Origin of the sequence: Salipiger sp. PrR002, assembly GCF_010500775.1 — a bacterium.
Classification (GTDB): domain Bacteria; phylum Pseudomonadota; class Alphaproteobacteria; order Rhodobacterales; family Rhodobacteraceae; genus Salipiger.
In genome coordinates, this window is record NZ_JAAGOU010000090.1 from 1 (window position 1) to 1,426 (window position 1,426).

A 1,426-nucleotide genomic window follows, 5' to 3' on the forward strand; every position below is an offset into this window, starting at 1 on the left:
ACCGGAAATCCGGCCAATCAGGCAGCGTCCAGTTCCAAGCCATGAGTTATAGATATCCTTTCTATAACTCACAGATAGATCACTTTTGAGGCATAGAAGTCAACTCTATCGCTCAAAGGACCTGCGGGATGGGATGACCCACAAACCGACGCGAGGCCTTGAGCTAGGCCTTTTCAAGGTGCGTCAGATCTTGCTGACGCGGTCTGGGGGTCTTCGGATCGACTGGGTTCTGTTCCGTCGCTTGAATGAATGGTTCATAGCGAACGTCCGCCATGGCGCCGTCGAACCAGGCAGGCTGCACGTCGCCATTGTTCCATTGGTACAGGTAGCCAACCAGATTTTCAGATGTCTTGCAGAGGATGCGCATGATCGGTTCGCCAGTCAGGCGGGGCTTCGTGTTCATAATGCGTTCCTCCTAAATGGACCTCGTAACTCGTCACCACTGAGGTCTGAAAATCTATATGACGCTCAATAGCGCCACGTTTTCCGCAACTGCAAGGCGAGCTTCTGCCGTTGGGCGAAAATCCACCGGCGAAATGCAAGTTATCTTTTCAGATAGATCTCTTACGGTGTGTGCTGCTCATGCGGCGATGCAGCGCGAACGGCAATTTCTTCCAAGATTTTGTCGATCTCGCCCCATATGCGTGGTTCCACTTGGCCGCGGATCAGAGCCCATTTACTCAAGACGTCGAGGGGGTCGTGGTCCCGAAGGAGCATACCCAGGCTGGCCGCATCGACTGCCAGTGATGTCCGGGCCTGCCACTGCGTGTTTCGAGTGCGCCGCTCCTCAGCAATTGGCGCGAAGACCGGCGACAGTTGCCAGCCTTTGACTGCACGGCGCAGGGCGGCACGCACCACATGTGCCGGCTCAACACCACAAGTTTCCAGCGCTGCTTCCTGTCGTTCGAGTGCGTTGACCCTGATGTCGATCTTCCGGGTCGGGCTCAAAGCTCGTGCCGAAACGGGAGCTCTCAGGCTGGTATGCGGGTCAGAGCTTTCCGCGGTGACTTGGTGCGGCGCCACGGCACTTTTCGGCGCACGCTCTGACTCGTGCCGATCAGCGCCAACGTCAGCGACTGGGGTGCCTGTCTTTGTTGCTGTGACCTGTACCTCTTCCTCCTTCTCGGGAACCTCGCGGTCACCCTGTTGCAGGGTGGCGGCGTAGGCTGGGTCGGGCCTAGTGATGGTCGGGATCTTCTTGCGCAATCGACTGTCCTCACGCAGCAAGAATGTTGTTGAGAATGTCCGTCGCCTCCTCAAGCGCCTCGACGACATGACGTACATGTGGACGCATAAGGGGGTTCGGATCGGATTGCTTTTCCAGCGCCAAGGCGTGGAGAAGCCCCTTCTGATCCATCTCCTTGTAAGTGTTTCGTCGCATCATGACGGTCTCAATCACCGGAAAACGGGTGAGCGCTTCTTCAAT

General features: G+C 56.7%; 2 protein-coding genes and 1 pseudogene. All 3 read right to left on the bottom strand.

Annotated elements, in window-relative coordinates; genetic code table 11:
- Positions 1 to 163: 163 nt before the first annotated feature.
- Positions 164 to 403, bottom strand: a complete 240-nt coding sequence (locus G0A00_RS26245) for a hypothetical protein (protein ID WP_043754644.1) — start codon at positions 401 to 403, stop codon at positions 164 to 166.
- A gap of 161 nt (positions 404 to 564) precedes the next feature.
- Positions 565 to 1,206, bottom strand: coding sequence for a hypothetical protein (locus tag G0A00_RS26250; RefSeq protein ID WP_040545943.1), 642 nt, complete (start codon positions 1,204 to 1,206; stop codon positions 565 to 567).
- Positions 1,207 to 1,216: 10 nt separating this feature from the next.
- Positions 1,217 to 1,426: pseudogene (locus tag G0A00_RS26255) on the bottom strand (DNA-binding protein); the annotation flags it as partial.